The sequence below is a fragment of the Anabaena lutea FACHB-196 genome (genome assembly GCF_014698305.1).
GTDB classification, from domain to species: domain Bacteria; phylum Cyanobacteriota; class Cyanobacteriia; order Cyanobacteriales; family Nostocaceae; genus Anabaena; species Anabaena lutea.
In genome coordinates this window covers 176,163-196,131 of the sequence record NZ_JACJST010000005.1, presented here as the reverse complement: position 1 = coordinate 196,131, position 19,969 = coordinate 176,163, and the positions used below count along the sequence as shown (strand labels likewise).

Genomic DNA, 19,969 nt, shown 5'->3' with positions numbered 1-19,969 from the left:
TAAAAAACCTATGGCTGACTTAAGAAAGTTAAAACTGTGAAACAGAATACCCACCAACAACGCACAGATAATCCTTGGCTAGGATTAATGATTGGTAATTCCCGCTTACATTGGGCGTTATTTGTTGACAATACCCTCAACTCAGCTTGGGATACAGACCATCTATCAGAATCTGATATGCAACAATTAGCTAAAACAAATACTATTCCTCTCTCACCATCTTCTTCTCGTCCCATCTTCCTCTCCCCCAACCTCCCCATCACTCTCGTTTTAGCTTCCGTCGTTCCTAGTCAAACAAAACTTTGGCAAACTTACCCAAATGTGCGCTTAATTACCTTAAACAACATCCCTCTCAAAGGTATGTATCCCACACTAGGAATTGACCGCGCTATTGCTTTATATGGTGCAGGAAAAACTTATGGATTTCCCATTTTAGTAATTGATGCCGGCACAGCACTGACTTTTACAGGTGCAGATGCTAATCAGTGTTTAGTCGGTGGGGCAATTTTGCCAGGACTAAGTTTACAGTTTACCAGTTTGGGGCAGAATACAGGACAATTACCATTATTAGAAACTCGTTTAATCACATCTTTACCTCCACGTTTTGCCATGAATACAACCGAAGCAATTCAAAGTGGAGTAATTTACACATTATTAGCGGGAATTAAAGATTTTATTCAGGCTTGGTTATCCTTATTTCCTGAAAGTAAAATTGCCATTACTGGCGGGGATGGTAATTTCTTTAAAAACTTTCTCCAAACTTATATTCCAGAGATTACAGAAAAATTAATATTAGAAAATAATTTGATTTTTTTGGGTATGGAAAAAATCCTAATTGGAAATAATTAATTAGGAATATGAATTTTAAATATAAGTAAACATCAAAATTTACAAAAGCATAGATTTTAGATTTAGTCTTAAATCCAAAATCCAAAATCTTATTATGCTAATGTTGTTAAGCCATTGAGGTAGTCTTGTAACTGCCGAGAGTGATCATGAGACATATGTGGTTGAGGTAGAGAAGTAGAAGGGAACGCTTGAATTTCCAGAACTTCTAAAGTATCCTTAACCTGCATGATTCCTTGTACTTCAGCTTCAACCACAACACAAATTGAATGAATTCGAGGATCTCGATCTGGTGCGGAGTAAACTCCAACTAAACGCTGAATTTTCACTAATTCTAGTCCAGTTTCTTCCATCAACTCCCGCCGGACTGCATTGGGAATATCCTCTCCCCAGTCAACCATACCACCGGGCAAAGACCAGCAACCATCATCGCTCCGTCGAATTAGCACAATTCGACCATCAGGTAAAATCGGGATAATACTAGTACCAGTAATGGGATGGCGAAAAATAATACCCAATACTGTTTGTCCAACGTGCCATAAGCTACGTGTAGATTTGATGACAGGCGTAAAGAAATCTAAAATTTTCAATCTTCAAATGTTTATGTTGTAGTGTAGAATTCCCTAGCACTTACATCAACTCAAATAATAAAATATTGTTCGAGTTTTGTTTTATACAGAAATGTTTAGTATTAGGGGCTGTAATTCTCGCGAATATACATTGAATAAATCAATTTTAACATCTGCTTTCAGTAAATGCATGACTTTGATCAGTATGGTGGATTGATAAACTGAATCAATATTTATAGTTTTGTCTTAGCATTATTAGCACAGAGCCAAAACCTAATTATAAACTCTAATAAATACGAGGTTGGTAAAGTCAATTCAGGACATTTTGCTTAATAACATGAATTGATGAACTGTCTTCTTGATGAAATTCTTAACTACTTATCTAAAAAAAGTATTTATAATATAGGAATCCGATTTGATTATTGAAAAAATCTCAGTATCTGGAGATGCTGGGCAATGCCCACCAAAATCTGGAGATGCTGCTGGGCATTGCCCACAAAACCATTGCTGCGGTGGGCATATCCCTATCTACCAGACTTAAAATTTTATGGCTACGCCACGCAAGCTATCAGATATCATTGATGATTACTATAATGATCAATTTTTTGTTTAAATCCAGAAAACACGTATAATCTCACAATACCTTCGCCATTTTTGGTAGGTTGGGTTAAGCGACAGCGCAACCCAACGCATTTGTTGGGTTTCATGCTGATTTCTCCGCAACGCTAACGCGAACAACCCAACCTACGAATCAAGACTTTTTTGAATTTGGCTAAGGTAGTGATCTCAAAAATAGATTATTTACGTACAAAGTTGAAATTTTGGGTAAATGATTCTAATTTTTGCTTGACATCACCTATTTTAATACGATAGGATGGTATGCTGTTTCTAATGTATTGATTTTTTGCACTAGGCTAAAAGTATATCAATAATATCGGTAGCTGATATTGCCTAGATGCCAATTTTTTGTTGTTTATTCATGAGGTGAATATGGCCAAGCGCCGTAACCCCAAAAAAGAAAAGGCGCTACGGAACCAGGCATATGCCAGAAAGTTTCGTAAACGGACTACGACAGGAAGAATGCAAAGAAGGTTCCAACAAAGACCTCCTAAGAGTGAAGAAGATGAAGGAGCAGCAGCAGTTGATGCTGAGTAATATGCCTATTTATTTCTCTACTCTTTGAGTCTTTGCACTTTTAGGGTGTACAAAAGTACACCCTAAATTTTGCAATCTGAATTTAATTCTGAGTTACAAATACTCAGTTACTGATATTTGTACGGGCAGTGACGAGCGCTTGTCTAACTTGGGCAAAGCCAGTACCACCGTAACTGTTGCGGGCAGAAACTACTTGACGGGGAGATATTGCTTCATAAATATCAGCGGCAAATACTGGATGCAATTGTTGCCATTCTTCTAACTGCAAATCTTTGAGCAGTTTACCAGCTGCCATGCTGGTTTTTACGACTTTGCCGACGAGGTTGTAAGCTTCCCGGAAAGGTACACCCCGTGCCGCTAGATAATCTGCCACATCAGTAGCATTGGAAAAGTCCTCTGTTACTGCTTCTGCCAAGCGCTGAGTGCGAAATTCTAAACCTTCCCGTAATAAAATAGTCATTGCTTCTAAACAGGCTTTTACGGTATTAACGCTGTCAAAAATACCTTCTTTATCTTCTTGTAAGTCTTTATTATATGCCAGGGGTAGCCCCTTCATAATCACCAACATGGCCTGGAGATGACCAAAGACACGCCCTGTTTTACCACGTACTAATTCTGGTACGTCGGGATTTTTCTTTTGGGGCATGATGCTGGAACCTGTGGCACAGCTATCTTTGAGGGTGACGAAACGAAATTCTTCTGATGACCATAGAATGACTTCTTCGGAAAGTCGGCTGAGGTGAACCATAATCAGACTTGCCGCACAGAGGAATTCGATCGCAAAATCGCGATCGCTCACTCCATCCAAACTGTTAGCATAAACCCTATCAAACTTTAATAATTCCGCTGTGTAATGGCGGTCAATGGGGAAAGTAGTTCCCGCTAAAGCGCCACACCCCAAAGGAGAGATATTCACTCGGCTATAAACATCTTCCAAGCGTTCCCAGTCCCGTTGCGCCATTTGAAAATATGCCAGGAGATGGTGAGCTAAACTCACCGGTTGGGCGCGTTGCAGGTGAGTATAGCCAGGAATCAGGGTTTCAACGTGCTGTTCAGCTATATCGAGTAAAACAGTTTGAAATTCCCGTAAATATTGGCGGATTTGTTGAATTTGATCGCGGAGGTAGAGTCTGGTATCAGTTCCTACTTGGTCGTTGCGAGAGCGTGCTGTATGTAGCTTTTTACCCACATCACCGACAATTTCTGTTAGTCGCTTTTCAACAGCAAAATGTACATCTTCGGCATCGATACCAGGCTGAAATTTTCTTTGGCGGTATTCTTGGCGGACTTGTTCTAAGCCTGTAACTAGTTGCTCTCCTTCTTCTGGGGAAATAATCCCCGTGTGAGCCAGCATTTTGGCATGAGCTTGGGAACCAGTGATGTCATATTCGATTAATTCGATATCAAAACTTATACTGGCATTAAAACGAGCGATAGCTGGATGCAGTGCGGATTCAAATCGCTGGCTCCAAGTTTGTTTTTCGGTCATAAATCTGAAGAAAGAGGAAAAAACAATTTTAGATTTCGGATTGATGATAAATCCAAAATCTAAAATCTCAAATCAATTTAACCGTAACTAGTTAAACTCTTAAGCATATAGCCAATAATCAAACCAGTCAATAAAGCCCAAATTTGTCCGCTTTGGACGAAATGTCCCCAATTTCGTTGAATTTGACCCATAAGATCGGCATCACGAACTTGTTGAGCTAGGAAAGTGATGTCTACAGGCAAATGCCAAATTAGCTGAGATATGGAATCACTCAAGTAGGTCATATTTTCTTTGGGCTGCGTGTTTGAGTTAACAGTAGCAGATGACATCTAAAGTTTAAGCGATAATACCCAATTTTTTACCCTGAATAGTTTAATGTCATAACTTTAAGATGTTTGTGATGCCAAGCGTAATTTCTCTGAAGTCCGCAAAATTTGTCCCGCTAGAACTGCTGCACCAAAGCCATTATCGATATTGACTACACCTATACCAGCAGCACAAGAGTTGAGCATTGTCAATAGAGGTGCTAAACCGGAAAAGCTCGCACCATAACCAATGCTGGTGGGAACAGCAATTACGGGACAATCTGCCAAACCTGCAACCACACTAGGTAAAGCGCCTTCCATACCTGCAACAACTATTAATACTGATGCTGAATCAATCAGGTGACGGTTGTTGAGTAAGCGGTGAATCCCCGCTACACCAACATCCCAAAGACGCTGGACAAGAAAACCAGAAAGTTCAGCTGTGACTGCGGCTTCTTCAGCTACTGGTAAATCAGCAGTACCAGCCGAAAGAATCGTAATTTTGCCAGAAAATCTAGGTTCAATTACGGAGGGAGTTATGGCACAAATTCGCGCTAATTCAAAGTATTGCAGTTCCCGCACCTTTTTTTGCAGTGCGGCATAAACGTCAGGGGAAATCCGGGTGGCCATGACGACAGAACCACGCTGACGCATGACTTCCATAATTTGAGCAATTTGATCAGGTGTTTTACCAGGCCCCCAAATCACTTCTGGGAAACCAGTTCTTAGCTGACGATGGTGATCGATTTTGGCAAAGTCACCTACAGATTCATAGGTTAAGTCTTTGAGTGAGTTTAATGCCATCTCTGGGCTTACTTTACCATTGGCGACGGCTTCTAAGAGCGATCGCAAAGCTTCAGGTTGAGTCACAGCAATTTTTGGTAATGGGTAATGGGTAATCGGTAATTGGTGATTGGTAAAATTCTCACTTGCTGTTCGCTATTTACTCTTAACTTTCACCTGTAACCTATCACCTATTTAGTAATTTTAATTTCATGAATGTTCCAAAAAGCACCACCAAGGGACGAGAATTTTATCCCTTCAAAGCGATCGCGTACAGCTACCAATGAATAAGGATTTACTAAATAAATCGTGGGCAAATATTCTTGGGTAATCTGCTGACTTTTGCTATAAATTACCTTCCGTTTTGCTTCATCTAACTCCTTTGCACCTTGAATATAGAGTTGACCAATTTCTGCTTCCCAAGGAGAAACCTCCCAACCTTGAATTGGTTTTTGTCCAGCTTGTGGTTTCTGATTAAATAAATGCGATCCACCTTCAGGAGACCAAAGATTTGCACTATCATTTGGTTCTAAACCAGCACCAAATCCGATTAAACCAGCATCCCAGTCAAGGGTGTTGGAAATCTTATCTACATATGTATTCCATGCCATTGGTGTAAAATCAACTTGAATGCCAATTTTGCCCAAATTTTGTTTAATTTGTGATCCCATCGCTTCACGAATTTTGTTTCCAGCATTTGTAATTAAAGTGAAGCGAACAACGTTACCCTCAGCATCTAATACTTGACCTTGTTCATTATATTTAAATCCTCCTTTAATCAGCAGTTGCTTGGCTTTTTTTGGATTGTAGTCATAAACTTTCAGTCCTTCTTGAGGCGATAAATAATAGGGACTTTTTTCATAAATAGGTGAATTTTGTAATTTGCCTAAACCTCTAAAAGTATTATTAATCATTGTTTGCCTGTCAATGGCATAGGCTACAGCTTGCCGAAATTCTACCGTATTAAACCAACGTGACTTAACTGGATCAATGAGTGGCTTACCATTCCTTTGCCCTTTATTCAAATTGAAGAACAAAAATGTAGTACTAGAACTAGGCCCACCATTATATATTTTGAAATTACCTTGTTTTTCTTGAACTTTCAGCAAAGAAAAATAATCAGGAGACACCCCTACACTATCTAAACCACCAGAACGAAATTGCAGCAAAGAGGTATCTGTTGATTCGACAATTTGCCAAACTATCCTTTCAATATAAGGTAAAGGTTTACCTTGAGCATCTTTGCGCCAATAGTAAGGATTTCGGCGGAAAATTACACGTTGACTAGTATCATAGCGTTCTAGTTTATAAGGTCCATTGACAATGATTTGTTCTGGTGGAGTATCAACACCCCATTTAGTTAGAAATTTTGGTTTACCCTCATTATCTTTTGTTTTAATTGATTCTTTTAAAGCATGGGCTGGTAAAATACCATATGCTGTAGCACTACGCAAAAATGGTGCAAATGGTTCTGGAACAGTAAACTCAACTCGTCGATTATCAACTTTCCGTACAGCAATCAGCTTGCGATTTTCACCAATTTTAAGCGTGTCTCTTATATCAGTAGGAATATCTTCATTGAGATAAATATCCTTATAAGTAAACACTACATCATCAACTGTCAGCGGTTTTCCATCAGACCATTTTAGATTCTCTCGCAAAGTAAAGACAATTTTTAACTTATCATCAGAAATTTGCCATGATTCTGCTAAAGCTGGCTCAATTTGACCAGTTTCATAGTTTTCGTTAGTTAATCCTTCATAAGTCAAACCAAAAATGTTGGGAGATTCCGCATTTAGCGCATAGTTAAATGTTTTAGGATCACTGAGAATGCTAGTTACTAATTGCGGTATTTGAGCAGCCTGACTTTTCAGCTTTGTTGGATTACAAGCAGTAATTGATATTGCTGTAAATGACAGGAGAGTTATGAGTAATAAAAAGCGTTTTGTGTGATTAAATATCTTTTTAATTAATGTCATAATTTATTCGCAGTAATTAATTAGGATGATTGAGAATTTAGCCAACCTAGAAAGTTTTTAGTATTGCCAAAGTATTCTATACCTGCACTATTTAAAATTTGTTTCACATTCTCTTTCCCAAAGTCCTTAGTGTTACCACTTATGAAGACTTTTCGCTTGTTATGATGCTGATTTGCATGACTCAAAATACACTGTAATATTAAGTTATCCATCAGATCATTCTTGATTAATAATGTTTCTTTCTCTAGGAAAATCTGCTCTGAAATTGCCTTAATTATACTGCCATTAAAATTTATATTTTCTGCATTTTCAATTAGTAAATTTATGATTTCAGAGAAACGGTTTTGAATATTATTTAATAATAGTGTGTTTTCAATTGATGCTTTTTGTAAATGCCGAGAAAAAGATTTAGCGTGAATAGATGTTTGATCACGTATTGATTCGTTAATTTGTTTATCCATTTCTGCTTGAAATTTTAATTGATATTCCTTATCCTTCCTGTATGTATTAATTGCTTCTATATAACAAATAGCAGGTATGGCTATACGCATTGATGGAGGAGGATAACGCAGTAACTTTTCTGCTTCTAAGTCTCTTCCTTTGGCGACAGCCATGATAATATTAGTCTCTATGTATAGTATCAGCACCTAAATTTTCCTAATAACCTAATCAAAAGTATGTAAGTGTAAATATGTTACTCAATTTCTGATTATGTAAGTATGTTCTTCTCCTTCTATTAATGACAACAACCCAATTTTGGCTACTTCATCATACGCTGGTGGCCTATCTGAATTCCAATGATATGCTAAATCTCTTAGCCAAGATTGAACAAGAGTTTCTAGATGAAAATTAAATATTCTTTTTTGACTAAATTCCGGATCGTAGATGCTGAGTATATCATTTGTTTTCAGAGATATTGAATCTTTGATATTTTGCTCTTCAGTCAATGAGAAAATATTAATTTCTTCCAAATCAACTAACATACCGAAAGGAATATCTTTTTTGATATCCTGTTTAATATTCTGCAAGTAGTATGTTTTCAATTGAGAAATAGCATTTTGCTTAAAAACATTTTCTAGGTTTTCGGCTTTTATTTCAACTAATAAAACAATATTTCCATTCCTATTCCTAAAAGGGAGATATTGTGAAATATTATCAGAAAATTTGATGTCCATATCATTGTTTCCTCTAATTCAGTAAATAATTTAACTAATCACCCGCTACCAACAAAACCACAGCGTATGCACAAATACCTTCTTCTCTACCAGTTGGTCCTAATTTTTCATTAGTAGTAGCTTTAACACCAATTTGATTTGGTTCTACTTCTAAAACTGCTGCTAACTTATCCCGCATTTTAGAAATATGAGGTTTCAATTTCGGACGTTCAGCCACAACAACAGAATCAATATTTCCTATTTTCCAACCTTGGTCACGAATGAGTTGATGAACTTGAGTTAATAATACTAAACTATCAGCCCCAGCCCATTGGGGATCAGTAGGGGGGAAATAATGACCAATATCCCCCAAAGATAAAGCGCCTAGCATCGCGTCCATGATGGCATGAGTGAGGACATCAGCATCACTGTGTCCCAATAAACCTAGTTCATGGGGAATGTGAATACCGCCTAAAATTAAATTGCGATCGCTTACCAATCTGTGAATATCGTAGCCGTTACCAATTCTTATGTTCATAGTCGTCATTAGTCATTAGTCATTGGTCATTGGTCATTGGAAATAGGTAATTAAGTTATTCTTCATTTTCCCCGCGTCCCCGCGTCTCCCCATCTCCGCGTCTCCCCATCTCCCCATCTCCCTGCTCCCTCTCTTTTTGCCATTTTGAGAGCAAATCGGGACGACGGGAAGCAGTGCGTTGAATTTGTTGTTGGAAACGCCACTTAGCAATTTCCGCATGATTACCACTCAATAACACATCTGGAACTTTCCAGCCGCGAAAATCAGCAGGACGAGTGTATTGGGGAAAATCCAATAACCCTTCTTCAAAACTTTCTGCTTTGAGAGATTCCACCTTCCCCACAGTTCCTGGCAGCAGACGCACTACCCCATTAATTAAAGCCATAGAAGGGATTTCTCCACCAGTGAGAATAAAATCGCCCAAAGACACCTCACGAGTGACTAAATTTAGCACCCTGTCATCCACCCCTTCATAATGACCACAAATCACAATCAATTGGTCGTAATTTGTCACTAATTCGCGCAGCAAGGGCTGATTAATTGTTTGACCTTGGGGACTCATCAAAATCACTTCTCGGCGCGGTAGAATCGGCAGCGACTCCACAGCCGCAAAAATAGGTTCAGGCTTCATCAGCATCCCCACACCGCCGCCATAAGGTTCATCATCCACCTTTCGATGCTTATCAGTGGTAAAATCCCTGGGGTTGACCAGATGCACTTGGGCAATCTGTTTGGCTAGGGCTTTACCCAAAAGACCGGAACTCAGAACCGAGTGAAAACAGTCAGGAAAAAGCGTAACTATATCAAAACGCACAGTAATTCGTATTCAAGGACACTAATCTTAGATTGGAACATTTAACGTAAATTGCTAAATTATCCGTGTTCGGGCTGGTAATGGGGAATAAGTGAGTGGTGATAAGTAGAATTTTCACCTGTTCACAGATCCATATTTCCTGTTCCCTTAAGTCGAAGAGAGGTAAAACTAGAGTTAAACTTCATCAATAGTATCTAAAAGTACCAGAAGTCTTGGTTTTTTGGTGGGATCAAAAGTTTTTCTAATTACTTAATTTATGTTTAAATATTGTCACAACTAAATTTAAATTAATAATCCCACCAAAGTTAACAACTTCCAGGATGCATCGAGCCAGCCTCAGAATGAAGAGTGTCAAGACCTACTTGCCCCAATCCAGAGGGGAACCCTAGCCCCAAGCAATATCAAAGCCAGTCTGAAGCAAGTGGATAGGTGAAAAACAAGGCGGTGGCGATGAGGAACAGCAACGGACATGATTCGGCTGAGGTATCGTGTGCGTCAAGCAGTGTCCTCTCGAAGAATCAAAAGGCGAAAATCAACAGGCTACTAAACCTTGTTAAATTCACACGCCATTCGCCAAAAGCCGGGAAACCCCTTCGGGTTCGGCAGTCCACTCGGCGGCAAAGCCCTTACGGGTTCAGCAGTCCCTCTACTTGGGGAAACCCCAAGATCGGGCTGTTTCACCGCACGTGTGGCTGCACTCACCGTCCAAGGCGATGGCTCCTGAAGTTGTTGACAGGAGAAACACAATGCAGCAATTAAAAGCTAAATCGCTGGAAATGAGGACACCCCAAGCAACAAAAACCGCCGTTCTGGTTATCGGAGGCGCAGAAGACAAAGTTCACGGACGCGACATCCTACGAACTTTTTTTGGTCGTGCTGGCGCTAACAAGGCGTATATTACAATTATTCCATCAGCCTCCCGCGAACCCGCCATTATCGGTGGTCGGTATATTCGCATATTTGAAGAAATGGGTGCTGAAAAAGTTGAGATTTTAGACATTCGTGAACGGGAACAATGCGAAAATCCCCAAATTAAAGCAGCCCTTGAAGCCTGTACGGGAGTCTTCTTAACAGGAGGAGACCAATTGCGGCTCTGTGGAGTTCTGTCAGACACACCAGCAATGGAAATTATCCGGCAACGAGTCAGAGCAGGACAACTAACCCTAGCAGGAACTAGTGCGGGGGCAGCTGTAATGGGACATCATATGATTGCAGGCGGTGGTAGTGGTGAAACACCCAATCGTTCCCTAGTGGATATGGCAACAGGTTTGGGATTTATTCCTGAAGTGATAGTAGATCAACACTTTCACAACCGTAATCGTATGGGAAGATTAGTAAGTGCGATCGCTGCTCATCCTGATCGTCTAGGCATTGGCATTGACGAAGATACTTGTGCTGTATTTGAACGTGACGGTTGGCTCCAAGTCGTGGGCAAAGGCAGTGTTACCATTGTTGACCCCACAGAACTCACCCATACCAACGAACCCCATGTCAGCGCCAATGAACCTTTAACAGTACATAATTTACGTTTACATATCCTCAGTTACGGAGATCGATTCCATCTATACCAACGGACTGTATTACCTGCTGTGCATCGCATCTCCAGCTGACGGGATAGAGTATCTGAGGTTACACTGTGTTGACCGCACCTTTATTTGTTGCTGCAAAAATCAATTAGATGAATACTATCTAAAAAGAAAAAACTGTTCATGACAAACAGTTTAGCGGTCAATTCCAGTAAGAAACTAGAATTTTGGTTCCGAATCTCCATCTACCTATTCCCATGAGAATCCTCAAGATCCAGACCTTACGCGGCCCAAACTACTGGAGCATTCGACGCCACAAGCTGATCGTCATGCGCCTCGATCTAGAAAACCTTGCCGAGACGCCCTCGAATGAAATACCTGGCTTTTATGAAGGATTAGTTGAGGCGCTGCCAAGTCTGGAAGGTCACTATTGTTCACCAGGCTGTCGAGGTGGTTTTTTGATGCGCGTACGAGAAGGCACAATGATGGGCCATATCGTGGAACACGTAGCTCTAGAACTCCAAGAACTAGCTGGAATGCACGTAGGTTTTGGTCGCACTCGCGAAACTGCCACACCTGGGATTTTCCAGGTAGTAATTGAGTATCTGAACGAGGAAGCTGGACGCTATGCGGGACGTGCCGCAGTTCGGCTGTGCCAAAGTATTGTTGATCGAGGTCGTTATCCCAAGGCAGAACTAGAACAAGATATCCAAGACCTGAAAGACTTTTTGCGCGATGCTTCTTTAGGACCTTCAACAGAAGCAATTATCAAAGAAGCAGAAAAACGCGGCATTCCTTGGATGCCCTTAGCTGCACGCTTTCTGATTCAGTTAGGCTACGGCGTTAACCAGAAGCGAATGCAGGCCACAATGAGTGATAACACAGGCATTCTAGGAGTAGAACTAGCTTGCGATAAAGAAGCCACTAAGCGCATCCTCGCAGCTAATGGTGTACCAGTACCCAGAGGTACGGTCATCAACTTCTTGGATGATTTGGAAGAATCAATTGAGCAGGTTGGCGGTTATCCCATCGTCATTAAACCCCTAGATGGTAATCATGGGCGCGGCATCACCATTGATATCAGAAGTTGGGATGAAGCTGAAGCAGCCTACGAAGCAGCTAGACAGGTTTCCCGTTCTATCATTGTCGAGCGTTATTATGTCGGACGCGACCATCGGGTACTAGTAGTAGATGGCAAAGTAGTCGCAGTCGCTGAACGAGTTCCAGCCCATGTGGTTGGGAATGGTAGATCCACCATTGCTGAACTGATTGAAGAAACAAACCTTGACCCTAATCGCGGCGAAGGTCATGATAACGTTCTCACCAAAATTGAACTAGACCGCACCAGCTACCAGCTGCTAGAAAGACAAGGCTACAATCTCAACAGCGTGCCGCCCAAGGGAACAATTTGTTATTTACGGGCAACGGCAAATTTGAGTACAGGTGGTATTGCCGTAGACCGCACCGACGAAATCCACCCTGAAAATCGCTGGCTGGCACAACGAGTAGTCAAAATTATCGGTTTAGATATTGCTGGACTTGATATTGTCACTTCCGATATTAGCCGTCCCCTCAGAGAATTGGATGGCGTAATTGTAGAAGTTAACGCCGCCCCTGGTTTCCGAATGCACGTTGCCCCCAGTCAAGGCATCCCCCGCAACGTTGCTGGTGCAGTGATGAATATGCTGTTCCCTAATGAACAATCTAGCCGTATTCCCATCCTCAGTATCACAGGCACTAATGGCAAAACTACTACTACTCGCCTGTTAGCACATATCTACAAGCAAACAGGTAAGGTTGTAGGTTATACAACTACAGACGGAACCTACATCGGAGATTACTTAGTAGAGGCCGGAGACAATACAGGACCCCAAAGCGCCCATGTCATACTCCAAGACCCAACTGTGGAGGTCGCTGTATTAGAATCAGCCCGTGGCGGTATTCTCCGTTCGGGGTTGGGCTTTGAATCTGCCAATGTGGGTGTCGTCCTCAACGTAGCCGCAGATCATTTAGGTATCGGTGATATAGACACTATTGATCAATTAGCTAATCTCAAAAGTGTAGTTGCTGAAGCTGTATACCCTGATGGCTATGCGGTACTTAATGCCGATGATAACCGCGTGGCCACCATGTCAGAAAAGACGAAAGCGAATATTGCTTACTTCACCATGAACCCAAGTTCGGAACTGGTGCGAAAGCATATAGAAAAGGGAGGAGTAGCAGCAGTATATGAAAATGGCTATTTGTCAATTGTCAAAGGTGATTGGACACACCGCATAGAAAAAGCAGAAAATATACCCTTGACAATGGGTGGAAAAGCGCCATTTATGATTGCCAATGCTTTAGCAGCAAGTTTGGCAGCCTTCGTGCAGAACGTCACAATTGAACAAATTCGGGCTGGCTTAAAGACTTTCCGCGCTTCAGTTAGTCAAACGCCTGGACGAATGAATCTGTTTAATTTGGGTAAATACCACGCTTTGGTAGACTATGCCCATAATCCCGCTAGTTACGAAGCGTTGGGATCATTTGTTCGCAACTGGACAACTGGACAGAGAATTGGTGTAATTGGTGGCCCTGGCGATCGCCGTGACGAAGATTTTGTTACTCTGGGTAAATTAGCCGCAGATATCTTTGACTACATTATTATTAAAGAGGATGATGATACTAGAGGTCGTCTCCGTGGTTCAGCGTCTGATTTGATTACTCAAGGCATTACTCAAGCCAAGCCTAATTGCCGCTTTGAATCAATCCTTGATGAAACCCAAGCAATCAATAAAGCCTTAGATATGGCTCCTGATGGTAGTCTGGTGGTAATTTTGCCAGAAAGCGTTAATCGGGCTATTAAGTTAATTAAGGTGCGGGGTGTTCACGAAGAAATACAGCCACAAAGTTCAACTACTAATATCAATGATTCCCAAAATGGGGTAGCACCTTCTTCCGTGGTTAATACCCTACTCTAATTACCAGTAGAGACGCAAATCAACTCGTCTCTACTTGTGATTGTTTTTTTTCGTGTTATTGTTTCGTCTCGTCATCGGAATTTTTCATTTCTTCCTTAAAACCCCTGAGGCTTTTTCCCAAAACTCCCCCCAATTCAGGAATTTTCTTCGATCCAAAAATCAAAATAGCAACTATAGCAATAATCACTATTTCCGGCCATCCTAGTCCAAACATCTAACTTTCCTCTTGAGCTACTGTAATTAACTATAGAATTTATTCTGTTCTGATTGGCATATCTAACCACTCACTTAATTCATGTACCAGCCAATCAAGTTCTGATTCAGATATTAATTCGTTATCATTACCAAGAATGTATTGTTTATGTTTACCAGCCCAAATTATAATTTTAGCTTTAATTTCTACTGTACTAACTTGCAAATCTTTATATCCAGCCTTTCTGATTCTTTGGAGTAAACAAATATCTTCTTGTTTCTCTGGTCTGGTAAATTGTATTTTTGTCCCAAACAATTCATGAGTTAACGTAATTTGACGTTGATTGATCAGCAATCTAATTCTACCAAACAATCGAAAAAATAACTTGTACATTAATGTTAATGTTCCACTTAAAAACCCAATTAGTATTATTAAATTTAATTTACTATACAGTGCATATTGTATATAAAATGCAGCATATACCCAAGTTACGAAAGTTAGAGCGACACTGCCGATAAATAAGCCAAATGTAGACATTTTTAAGCCAACTGGCGGAATAATAATTTCTATAAAATCCTGATTTTTAGTCAGATTAATTTTACTATCAGTTGGTTTTTTTAAAGTTAAATTAGTATTTGTTGGTGTTGGTAACAAAGGTTTTTCTAAGGCTTTCAATGCTTCATCCGCAGAACTTAAACGATTTCCTAAACTAGGTGCAGTCATCAATTTTAACCAGTTAGTAAAATTTGGACTCAGATTAGCGAATTCTTCAAATTGAATCTGAAAATCTTTTTCTGGTAAATCTGCGGGATGAGAACCTGTAACTAAATAAATGATTGTGCATCCTAAACTATAAAGATCAGAAGCTGGAACTGTTCTACCTCCAAATTGTTCCTGTGGCATATAACCATAAGTACCCACAATAGTTCTTGTTCCTGTCCCTTCCGTTGCTAAAATTGTTTGTACTGAGCCAAAATCTATCAAATAAATTTCACCAACATTATTACCAGTCCTGTCTCCTAATAAAATATTACTAGGCTTAATATCACGGTGAATTACAAGTGGATTTAAGCTATGTAAATAAATGAGAATATTGAGTACAGATTTAGCAATTTGTTGAACTTCTGATTCTGTAAATTTCCTACTACTTTGTAAGTATTGCTCTAAGGTTTGAGCAGGAATATAAGTTTGAATGAGAGCAAAACCTTTAAATGTAGAGGAGTTGATTTCAAAATAGTTTAAATAGCGGGGTATGCAGGGATGGGATAAAGATTTTAATGTTTCTGCTTCTCGCTCAAATAACTTCAGATCATCCCATTGAAAATCACTATTAAAAGAAAGTAATTTAACAATTACCAGTTCTTCGGTTTTTAAGTCTTTTGCTAACAGCGTGCGTCGTCCGGCTTTTTTGCCTAACTGCTTCTGCACTGCATAGCGATTTGCTAAGATATTGCCCATAAATTTATGAGTTTACACCCTGGTTATTGTGCTAAATAAATCATGGCTTAGATAAGGGGCTATCGCCAAGTAGGTTAGTTAACAAATTTGGAATGCATTAGTCTAAGTAAGTCGGCACGAAAAAACCACAGCAAGTACAAAAATGTAAAATATACTAAAATCCTCTTCCCTCCAGCATAGCTGCCTCTTGCCTTGCCATAACGACAATTTTTAACGCCTACCTATTTAACTGGTGATTTCTATACCTAACCAATCACTTAATTCATTAGCCAACCATTCCAGTTCTGCTTCAGATTGAATAGTCACATTATTAACATCAAACTCAAATTTTTCCACTCCTGCCCAAATTACCAATTTGGCAGGTACTTGAGTTTTATCACCATCTGAGTCTTTAGTAAAATATTTCGGCGTATAAACCAGTTTGTTAATACTTTCTCTAAAAGCTGAACGACGACGGGGAATTTTCCATTTTCCCAACTGATGATTAAGAGAAATTTGTTGGTAATCTATACTAATTTTTAAACTACCAAATAAACCATACAATATACCGTATATCATCGAAAAACCTACGCACCAAAAAGGTAGGGAGAACAAAGCAAAGGGGATATTGCCAGGAAAAGGTGCAGAAAGAGCGCCAATAGTCCAAATTAAGATAAATGAATTCCAAGATGTGGCAAAGAAACCTATAAATATCATCGACGATTGAAAGCCGACAGGGGGAATTGTAATTTCTAAAGTATCTTCATTTTTGGTGAGTTGAATTTTACTACCTACTGGTTTACCAAAAGTTAAAGCTTTGATTTCAGTATATTCTGGCTGTTCTAATGCTGTCAGTGCTTCAGTTGCACTAGGAAAACGCTGTTCTAAATCTGGTTCCGTGATTCGCTGCAACCACTTAGTAAAACTGGTACTAAGATTAGCAACTTGTTCAAATTGAATGCGAAAATTCTTTTGGGGTAAATCTGCTGGGTTAGTACCCGTCACCAAATAAATCAGAGTTGCGCCTAAACTATAAAGGTCAGAAGCTCTAACAGTGCGCCCTCCAAATTGTTCCTGTGGCATATAGCCATAAGTCCCAACAATAGTTCTTGTTCCTATTTCTGCGGCTAAGACGGTTTGGACTGAACCAAAATCTACTAAATACACTTGACCTACACTATTACCTGATCGCTCTCCTAACAAAATATTGCTAGGCTTAATATCACGGTGGATAACTGGTGGATTTAACCGATGTAAATATATGAGAATCTCTAAAACTGATGAAGCAATTTCTTTGACTTCAATTTCTGTAAATTTCCTACCAGCTTGTAAATATTGTTCTAAGGTTTGGGCTGGGATATAAGTTTGAATGAGGGCAAATCCTTTATATGTGGGGGAATTAACCTCAAAATAGTCTAAGTAGCGAGGAATATGGGGATGTGATAAAGATTTTAAGGTTTCTGCTTCCCGCTCAAAAAGTTTGAGATCATCCCACTCAAAGTCACTACTAAAAGCAAGCAACTTGACAATTACCAAGTCACCAGTTACCAAGTCACGCGCTAATAAAGTTCGTCGTCCTGACTTTTTGCCTAACTGCTGTTGAACTTCGTAGCGATTTGCCAATATTTCCCTATTCATCATGATTACTTATAGGGCTATGTAGTTAAACTTTCTCTAGTTTATTACTGAATTCAATAAGTTCAGTCAGTATCCTTATTCAAGGATACCACATCTAAATTTTAGACAGCCTGTAGCCAGAATGCTTACTAAAACTAGGTTTTCCATTTTTAATTTCTAACTTTTAATTTTTAATTGCTTATGCCTTCTCAACTTTGGCCTTACATTACTCCCGGTATTCCTGACGAATTATTTGAGAATTTACCAGGTATTCCCCTGAGTCAGCGAGAACTAAGATTGTTGTTAATCTCCCAACTGCGACTAAAACCAGATTCAGTGTTGTGGGATATTGGTGCGGGTACAGGTACAATTCCTGTAGAAGTGGGGTTGCTTTGTCCACAGGGACGGGTAATTGCTGTGGAAAGAGATGGAGAAGTGGCTAATTTAATTAAACGCAATTGCGATCGCTTTGAGGTGAAAAATGTGGAAGTAATAGAAGGTAGCGCCCCAGAGTGTTTGCACGATATTAAAGTTCCCCCTCACCGCATCTGTATTGAAGGAGGACGTACTATCCAAGAAATTTTACAAGTGATATGGCGTTATTTGCCCCCATCCGGCCGAGTTGTAGCTACAGCTGCTAATCTAGAAAGTCTGTATGCTATTTCCCAGAGCTTTTCTCAGTTAAGAGCTAGAAATATTGAAGTTGTGCAGTCATCGGTTAACCGCTTAGAGACACGCGGCTTTTCGCAAACCTTTGTAGCGGCTGATCCCATTTTTATTCTCAGTGGTGAGAAGCTAGATTAAATTTGTTCGGTTTTCGGTTTTGGATTCAATCCAAAATCTAAAATCCAAAATCCAAAATACTATTATGCCTTGGTCTCGAATTATTAGTGGAGTTATTGCGATCGCTATGGCGCTGTCATCAACTTTGTTAGGAGGTTGGTACTTTACTATTGCGATCGCTATTGTTGTTTTTTTAGGTCAACAGGAATATTTTAATTTGGTGCGAGCCAGAGGCATAGCTCCTGCGGCAAAAACTACAATGTTTGTTAGTCAAGTTTTATTAGCCATTTGTACTCTTGATAGTAGTTTAGCTGATGCGGTTATGCCCATAGCTGGCACACTTATTTGTTTTTATCTGCTGTTTCAACCTCAATTAGCCACAATTGCAGATATTTCAGCCTCGATTATGGGGCTATTTTATGTAGGTTACTTGCCGAGTTACTGGGTGCGGTTGCGGGATATCGATAGCGCAACTATCAGCAATCTCCCCTTAGGGGGCTACTGGCCTACCAACTGGAACGATGTTTTAGCACAGGGAAATTTTGCCTCTTTACCACAGGGTTTAACGGCTACAGTCCTAACTTTCTTGTGTATTTGGGCAGCAGATATCGGCGCGTACATTATTGGTAAGTTCTTCGGTAAAACTCCCTTGTCTGACATCAGCCCTAAAAAAACTGTAGAAGGCGCAGTTTTCGGCATTACCGCCAGTGTAACAGTGGGTATCGCCGGAGCCTACGTTCTGGATTTACCGCACTCCTTAGTGACAGGTTCTGCACTAGGTTTGCTCATCGGGATTGCTAGTCTTTTGGGTGATTTAACCGAATCTCTGCTTAAACGTGATGCGGGAGTCAAAGATTCAGGACAGTTGATCCCCGGACATGGGGGTATTTTAGACCGTACTGATAGTTATATTTTTACGGCTCCCTTGGTTTATTATTTCGTCACACTCCTGTTACCGTAAGTGAGTTAACAGTCAAAAAAATGACACCTGATAACTGACTTAAGGATTGACGTTAATTCGCCCACGACATACTAGTTGCCGGGGAACCACCGTTACTTCTTGAAGATCCACATCTGAACCTAGGTAGAAATTGTATCCAGAATTATTTTCTAAGAGTACTTCTTGATCATGCTCGATTTTAATCTCTGTTAACTGTAATTCTTGTCCGTTAAGTAGCTCTAGACCTACACACATTTCCAACAAGGTGGGTTTGTTTTCGGAAGCTAAGAGACCCTTCAGTATTAAGCGCTGATTGTCAAGGGTAATTTCCTGCCAAGAAATCGGCTTGGATTTTTGGCACTGTTCTGGTAATAATTTAACCAGTAGATCATTTAAAGTAGTCGATAATAATTCCGATGAGAGTGAGTTATTAAGATTCTGTTCTTCCACAATCAGTTCAGCTACCACTGGTACTATTTCTAATAGTCGCAGTGGCTGTCCTTTAAGTACAGAGCCAATGTTTATCTGTATATTCTCTGCCCAAAGTTGAACACTTGTAACATGAATTCCTTGATAAATTGCATTACTAGCAAAAATAGAAACCGCAGGAATCTTCCCAGAAAGAATCTGGCGATCGCTTGCTTTAATCTCTACATCAAGCTGGCATACTTGACTTAATTGGGTTTTGAGCCATAGCTTAATCGCTGTTGTCAAAACTTGTGAGATTATGCGGATTTTCTGGCCATTTGTTACCGAGGAACTAAGATTTCTCATTTAACAACTATATCGGGTATTTTTGCTCAAAATTTGAGAAAACTTAAACAAGTCTTAAATGTAACACTTATGGCTATTAACTACAAAATGCAAATATTAGAGTTTAA

The 19,969-nt window shown here is 39.9% G+C and carries 19 protein-coding genes; 6 read left to right on the top strand and 13 right to left on the bottom strand.

Features of this window, described 5'->3' with window-relative positions; genetic code table 11:
• Positions 1-87 precede the first annotated feature (87 nt).
• Positions 88-849, top strand: coding sequence for a pantothenate kinase (locus tag H6G59_RS07895; RefSeq protein WP_199331987.1), 762 nt, complete (start codon positions 88-90; stop codon positions 847-849).
• A 92-nt stretch (positions 850-941) separates the two neighbouring features.
• On the opposite strand, the gene H6G59_RS07890 is transcribed toward H6G59_RS07895, so the two are convergent.
• Entirely contained in the window at positions 942-1,436 is a 495-nt protein-coding gene (locus tag H6G59_RS07890; protein WP_190713096.1) for an NUDIX hydrolase, read from the bottom strand.
• Positions 1,437-2,405: 969 nt separating this feature from the next.
• On the opposite strand from H6G59_RS07890, the gene H6G59_RS07885 reads away from it, so the two are divergent.
• Complete coding sequence (locus H6G59_RS07885) at positions 2,406-2,570, top strand: hypothetical protein (RefSeq protein ID WP_016860072.1); 165 nt, start codon at positions 2,406-2,408, stop codon at positions 2,568-2,570.
• A gap of 103 nt (positions 2,571-2,673) precedes the next feature.
• Here H6G59_RS07885 and argH read toward each other — a convergent pair whose 3' ends face one another.
• The 8 genes from argH to trmD form a co-directional block, all read right to left on the bottom strand.
• On the bottom strand, positions 2,674-4,059 hold the full coding sequence (argH, locus tag H6G59_RS07880) for an argininosuccinate lyase (protein WP_190713094.1): 1,386 nt from the start codon (positions 4,057-4,059) through the stop codon (positions 2,674-2,676).
• Between the two features lie 77 nt (positions 4,060-4,136).
• Positions 4,137-4,343 (bottom strand): hypothetical protein, encoded by a 207-nt coding sequence (locus tag H6G59_RS07875; protein ID WP_190713265.1) that lies wholly within the window; start codon positions 4,341-4,343, stop codon positions 4,137-4,139.
• A 102-nt stretch (positions 4,344-4,445) separates the two neighbouring features.
• Positions 4,446-5,234, bottom strand: a complete 789-nt coding sequence (gene larB, locus H6G59_RS07870) for a nickel pincer cofactor biosynthesis protein LarB (protein WP_190713091.1) — start codon at positions 5,232-5,234, stop codon at positions 4,446-4,448.
• Positions 5,235-5,338: 104 nt separating this feature from the next.
• Entirely contained in the window at positions 5,339-7,126 is a 1,788-nt protein-coding gene (locus H6G59_RS07865; RefSeq protein WP_190713089.1) for an ABC transporter substrate-binding protein, read from the bottom strand.
• Between the two features lie 20 nt (positions 7,127-7,146).
• The gene (locus H6G59_RS07860; protein WP_190713086.1) at positions 7,147-7,773 is read right to left on the bottom strand and encodes a PIN domain-containing protein; all 627 of its coding nucleotides are present in this window, start codon (positions 7,771-7,773) and stop codon (positions 7,147-7,149) included.
• Between the two features lie 51 nt (positions 7,774-7,824).
• The gene (locus H6G59_RS07855; protein ID WP_190713083.1) at positions 7,825-8,301 is read right to left on the bottom strand and encodes a hypothetical protein; all 477 of its coding nucleotides are present in this window, start codon (positions 8,299-8,301) and stop codon (positions 7,825-7,827) included.
• A gap of 34 nt (positions 8,302-8,335) precedes the next feature.
• Positions 8,336-8,818: a 2-C-methyl-D-erythritol 2,4-cyclodiphosphate synthase gene (gene ispF / locus H6G59_RS07850; protein WP_190713263.1), complete on the bottom strand. Its 483-nt coding sequence runs from the start codon at positions 8,816-8,818 to the stop codon at positions 8,336-8,338.
• Positions 8,819-8,873: 55 nt separating this feature from the next.
• The gene (gene trmD / locus H6G59_RS07845; protein WP_190713081.1) at positions 8,874-9,632 is read right to left on the bottom strand and encodes a tRNA (guanosine(37)-N1)-methyltransferase TrmD; all 759 of its coding nucleotides are present in this window, start codon (positions 9,630-9,632) and stop codon (positions 8,874-8,876) included.
• 746 nt (positions 9,633-10,378) lie between these two features.
• Between trmD and H6G59_RS07840 the strand changes: the two genes are divergently transcribed.
• On the top strand, positions 10,379-11,242 hold the full coding sequence (locus H6G59_RS07840) for a cyanophycinase (RefSeq protein ID WP_016950702.1): 864 nt from the start codon (positions 10,379-10,381) through the stop codon (positions 11,240-11,242).
• 173 nt (positions 11,243-11,415) lie between these two features.
• The gene (cphA, locus tag H6G59_RS07835; RefSeq protein WP_190713261.1) at positions 11,416-14,118 is read left to right on the top strand and encodes a cyanophycin synthetase; all 2,703 of its coding nucleotides are present in this window, start codon (positions 11,416-11,418) and stop codon (positions 14,116-14,118) included.
• A gap of 55 nt (positions 14,119-14,173) precedes the next feature.
• Here cphA and tatA read toward each other — a convergent pair whose 3' ends face one another.
• The 3 genes from tatA to H6G59_RS07820 form a co-directional block, all read right to left on the bottom strand.
• Entirely contained in the window at positions 14,174-14,332 is a 159-nt protein-coding gene (gene tatA / locus H6G59_RS07830; RefSeq protein WP_190713079.1) for a twin-arginine translocase TatA/TatE family subunit, read from the bottom strand.
• 39 nt (positions 14,333-14,371) lie between these two features.
• Positions 14,372-15,769 (bottom strand): serine/threonine protein kinase, encoded by a 1,398-nt coding sequence (locus H6G59_RS07825; protein ID WP_190713076.1) that lies wholly within the window; start codon positions 15,767-15,769, stop codon positions 14,372-14,374.
• Positions 15,770-15,994: 225 nt separating this feature from the next.
• Positions 15,995-17,386, bottom strand: coding sequence for a serine/threonine protein kinase (locus tag H6G59_RS07820; protein WP_190713259.1), 1,392 nt, complete (start codon positions 17,384-17,386; stop codon positions 15,995-15,997).
• 180 nt (positions 17,387-17,566) lie between these two features.
• On the opposite strand from H6G59_RS07820, the gene cbiT reads away from it, so the two are divergent.
• Positions 17,567-18,169, top strand: coding sequence for a precorrin-6Y C5,15-methyltransferase subunit CbiT (gene cbiT, locus H6G59_RS07815; protein ID WP_190713074.1), 603 nt, complete (start codon positions 17,567-17,569; stop codon positions 18,167-18,169).
• 64 nt (positions 18,170-18,233) lie between these two features.
• Complete coding sequence (locus H6G59_RS07810; protein ID WP_190713072.1) at positions 18,234-19,109, top strand: phosphatidate cytidylyltransferase; 876 nt, start codon at positions 18,234-18,236, stop codon at positions 19,107-19,109.
• Positions 19,110-19,148: 39 nt separating this feature from the next.
• On the opposite strand, the gene H6G59_RS07805 is transcribed toward H6G59_RS07810, so the two are convergent.
• Positions 19,149-19,862 carry an LmeA family phospholipid-binding protein gene (locus H6G59_RS07805; RefSeq protein ID WP_190713069.1) on the bottom strand — a complete coding sequence of 238 codons (714 nt, stop codon included), beginning with the start codon at positions 19,860-19,862 and terminating at the stop codon, positions 19,149-19,151.
• Between the last annotated feature and the right edge of the window lie 107 nt (positions 19,863-19,969).

Bases quoted from the DNA above. Each gene is read 5' to 3' on its own strand.
- H6G59_RS07865 (WP_190713089.1), bottom strand. From the start codon at position 7,126: ATGACATTAATTAAAAAGATATTTAATCACACAAAACGCTTTTTATTA.
- H6G59_RS07875 (WP_190713265.1), bottom strand. From the start codon at position 4,343: ATGACCTACTTGAGTGATTCCATATCTCAGCTAATTTGGCATTTGCCT.
- H6G59_RS07825 (WP_190713076.1), bottom strand. From the start codon at position 15,769: ATGGGCAATATCTTAGCAAATCGCTATGCAGTGCAGAAGCAGTTAGGC.
- ispF (WP_190713263.1), bottom strand. From the start codon at position 8,818: ATGAACATAAGAATTGGTAACGGCTACGATATTCACAGATTGGTAAGC.
- H6G59_RS07805 (WP_190713069.1), bottom strand. From the start codon at position 19,862: ATGAGAAATCTTAGTTCCTCGGTAACAAATGGCCAGAAAATCCGCATA.
- argH (WP_190713094.1), bottom strand. From the start codon at position 4,059: ATGACCGAAAAACAAACTTGGAGCCAGCGATTTGAATCCGCACTGCAT.
- H6G59_RS07895 (WP_199331987.1), top strand. From the start codon at position 88: ATGATTGGTAATTCCCGCTTACATTGGGCGTTATTTGTTGACAATACC.
- H6G59_RS07840 (WP_016950702.1), top strand. From the start codon at position 10,379: ATGCAGCAATTAAAAGCTAAATCGCTGGAAATGAGGACACCCCAAGCA.
- H6G59_RS07820 (WP_190713259.1), bottom strand. From the start codon at position 17,386: ATGAATAGGGAAATATTGGCAAATCGCTACGAAGTTCAACAGCAGTTA.
- H6G59_RS07885 (WP_016860072.1), top strand. From the start codon at position 2,406: ATGGCCAAGCGCCGTAACCCCAAAAAAGAAAAGGCGCTACGGAACCAG.
- cphA (WP_190713261.1), top strand. From the start codon at position 11,416: ATGAGAATCCTCAAGATCCAGACCTTACGCGGCCCAAACTACTGGAGC.
- tatA (WP_190713079.1), bottom strand. From the start codon at position 14,332: ATGTTTGGACTAGGATGGCCGGAAATAGTGATTATTGCTATAGTTGCT.
- cbiT (WP_190713074.1), top strand. From the start codon at position 17,567: ATGCCTTCTCAACTTTGGCCTTACATTACTCCCGGTATTCCTGACGAA.
- H6G59_RS07810 (WP_190713072.1), top strand. From the start codon at position 18,234: ATGCCTTGGTCTCGAATTATTAGTGGAGTTATTGCGATCGCTATGGCG.
- H6G59_RS07855 (WP_190713083.1), bottom strand. From the start codon at position 8,301: ATGGACATCAAATTTTCTGATAATATTTCACAATATCTCCCTTTTAGG.